Annotated in this window: 3 protein-coding genes; 2 read left to right on the top strand and 1 reads right to left on the bottom strand. The window is 68.7% G+C overall.

What is annotated here, in order from left to right; genetic code table 11:
- Nucleotides 1-176: 176 nt before the first annotated feature.
- A complete protein-coding gene (locus tag ACWF94_RS37750) occupies nt 177-554 on the top strand; it encodes a nuclear transport factor 2 family protein (RefSeq protein ID WP_453499342.1) in 378 nt (125 codons plus the stop codon).
- 145 nt (nt 555-699) lie between these two features.
- Here ACWF94_RS37750 and ACWF94_RS37745 read toward each other — a convergent pair whose 3' ends face one another.
- Nucleotides 700-1,167, bottom strand: a complete 468-nt coding sequence (locus ACWF94_RS37745) for an RDD family protein (RefSeq protein ID WP_453499344.1) — start codon at nt 1,165-1,167, stop codon at nt 700-702.
- A gap of 317 nt (nt 1,168-1,484) precedes the next feature.
- On the opposite strand from ACWF94_RS37745, the gene glnA reads away from it, so the two are divergent.
- Nucleotides 1,485-2,894, top strand: coding sequence for a type I glutamate--ammonia ligase (glnA, locus tag ACWF94_RS37740; protein WP_453499340.1), 1,410 nt, complete (start codon nt 1,485-1,487; stop codon nt 2,892-2,894).
- The last annotated feature ends 85 nt before the right edge of the window (nt 2,895-2,979 follow it).

Here is a 2,979-nt window from a genome sequence, read left to right as displayed (position 1 = left end):
CCCGGAACCTGACCGGGGGCGCCCTTCTGTCATTCTCCGCCCTTGAGGCCGTAGCCCACGGCCTCAAGGGCGTGGGCCGCGCTCGCTGCTGGTGCTGTGACCGGGATGGTTCACCGTGGTGGGGAGACGGCTCACGGGACGAGCGCGGTCCGCGAGGTGAGTGATATTACTGGTTCATGCAGGAAGAGACCGCGCGGTCCGCGATCGACACGTTCATCTCCGCGTTCAACGCCTCGGACGACGGCTATGTGACTGCGCTGCTCTCCCAGGCCCTGACCTCGGACGTGGTCTTCTGGGGACCGTTGGGCCGCAGTGAGGGGATCGAGGCGGTCGAGCGGTTCGTGCTGGACATCCGGCGCCACCCCGCGGGGACCGGCACGATGGTGCGCTGTTCGGCGGTGGACATGCCGGACGAGTGGGCCCGGTACCAGTGGGTCTTCACGACGCCGGACGGAGGCCCCCGCCTGGCGGGAACGGACGTCGTCCATCTGCGGCACAGCCTCATCGACCAGGTCATCGTCTTCGCGGGGGAGATCGAGCCGTCCGCCTCCTGAGTCGTTCTCCTCTGGCGCCGTCCTTCTCCTGAACCGGCCCCGTTCGTGGCGCCGTCCGCCCCGACGGATGCCCTTCTCGCTTCGGACGTCACCGCACATCCAACCGCCACGACGACCAACCCGGCGAACCTATGCGGTCACAGCACTAGATGCGCACCTGTACGGCGCGGGAGAGGCGGTCGTGCAGTCCCCGCCCGTCGCGGTCCCAGATGAGGGCCGGAATGGCGAGGCAGAGCAGCACACTGCGTACAGCGACCCGGACGATGCCCAGCCGCCCCTGGTCCTCGGCGACGAGACGCAGCCCGAGGAGCCGCTTGCCGGGAGTGAAGCCGACGGTGCCCACGGTGACCACGTGGAGCGCGAGGAAGATACCGAGCGCGACGTTCGCGGTCTCCTGGCTCCCGCCCCCGCCGAACAGTCCGTTGGCGATGAGGAAGCAGAGCCCCCAGTCGATGAAGATGGCGCCGAAGCGCCGCCCGAGGGGGGCCATGGAGCCCGGTCCCGCCTCCGGCAGGCCGAGCCGCTTGCCCCGGTGCCCGAAGTCGACGCCCATCTCCTCGGCCGCCGCGCGGGGCCCGGAGAGCCACGATCCGATTGCTTGCCTGTTGTCCACCCGTCCACGGTACTGTGCCCGGCTTCCCGCCTTCGGACCGGTCCGGTCCCCTTCCGGTCCCGGCTCCGGCCGCTCGTCCAGCCGGTCGTCCGGGCGCTCGTCCGGGCGCTCGCCGGGGCGTCCAGGGGCCGTCATGCCCATGCCGTACGGAACGGTCGGGAGCCCTGTCCGCTCCGGCCCGGTTAACTTGTGCGAAACAATTGGGTCATGCTGGAGAAATCCCGTCTGCCTATGGTCGGGTCCTGCGTGTGCCACCGCACTGGCCTCACGACCGAGCTGCAACCCCGCCCGCCCGGGCCGGGAGTAGGAGGAGTTGGATGTTCCAGAACGCCGACGACGCGAAGAAGTTCATCGCCGACGAGGATGTCAAGTTCGTCGACGTCCGGTTCTGCGACCTGCCAGGCGTGATGCAGCACTTCACGATCCCGGCCGCGGCGTTCGACCCGGACGAGGAGCTGGCCTTCGACGGCTCGTCGATCCGCGGCTTCCAGGCCATCCACGAGTCGGACATGGCGCTGCGCGCGGACCTGTCGACGGCGCGCGTGGACCCCTTCCGCCGCGACAAGACGGTCAACATCAACTTCTTCATCCACGACCCGATCACCGGCGAGCAGTACAGCCGTGACCCGCGCAACATCGCCAAGAAGGCGGAGGCGTACCTCGCCTCGACCGGCATCGCGGACACCGCGTACTTCGGCCCGGAGGCGGAGTTCTACGTCTTCGACTCGGTGCGCTTCAACACCTCGGCGAACGAGGGCTTCTACCACATCGACTCCGAGGCCGGCGCCTGGAACACGGGCGCGGTCGAGGACAACCGCGGCTACAAGGTCCGCTACAAGGGCGGCTACTTCCCCGCCCCGCCGGTCGACCACTTCGCCGACCTCCGCGCCGAGATCTCCCTGGAGCTGGACAAGGCGGGCCTCCAGGTCGAGCGCCAGCACCACGAGGTGGGCACCGCCGGCCAGGCGGAGATCAACTACAAGTTCAACACGCTGCTGGCCGCGGCGGACGACCTGATGCTCTTCAAGTACATCGTGAAGAACGTCGCCTGGCGCAACGGCAAGACCGCCACCTTCATGCCCAAGCCGATCTTCGGCGACAACGGCTCGGGCATGCACGTCCACCAGTCCCTGTGGGAGGGCAAGACCCCGCTCTTCTACGACGAGCAGGGCTACGCGGGCCTGTCCGACATCGCCCGCTACTACATCGGCGGCATCCTCAAGCACGCCCCGTCCCTGCTCGCCTTCACCAACCCCACGGTGAACTCCTACCACCGCCTGGTCCCCGGCTTCGAGGCCCCGGTCAACCTCGTCTACTCCCAGCGCAACCGCTCCGCCGCGATGCGCATCCCGATCACGGGCTCCAACCCCAAGGCCAAGCGCGTCGAATTCCGCGCCCCTGACCCGTCGTCCAACCCCTACCTGGCGTTCTCCGCGCTCCTCCTCGCGGGCCTCGACGGCGTCAAGAACAAGATCGAGCCGGCCGAGCCCATCGACAAGGACCTCTACGAACTCGCCCCCGAGGAGCACGCGGGCGTCCCCCAGGTCCCGACCTCCCTCCCTGCGGTCCTGGACGCCCTGGAGGCGGACAACGAGTACCTCCAGGCGGGCGGGGTCTTCACCTCGGACCTGATCGAGACCTGGATCGACTACAAGCGCACGAACGAGATCGCCCCGATCCAGCTCCGGCCGCACCCGCACGAGTTCGAGCTGTACTTCGACATCTAGGCTGCCGCGCACGCGCGCGGACTCGGTGAACCCTCCGGCCCGTGGCCGGAAGCGCGATGAGGGCCGTCCGCCCCTGGATTCCAGG

It is taken from the genome of Streptomyces sp. NPDC055078, from assembly GCF_053607985.1.
Note: the sequence above shows the minus strand (reverse complement) of the source record. Positions and strands in the feature narration are given on the sequence as shown.

Coding starts and splice junctions, on each gene's coding strand:
- ACWF94_RS37750 (WP_453499342.1), top strand. CDS start 177: ATGCAGGAAGAGACCGCGCGGTCCGCGATCGACACGTTCATCTCCGCG.
- glnA (WP_453499340.1), top strand. CDS start 1,485: ATGTTCCAGAACGCCGACGACGCGAAGAAGTTCATCGCCGACGAGGAT.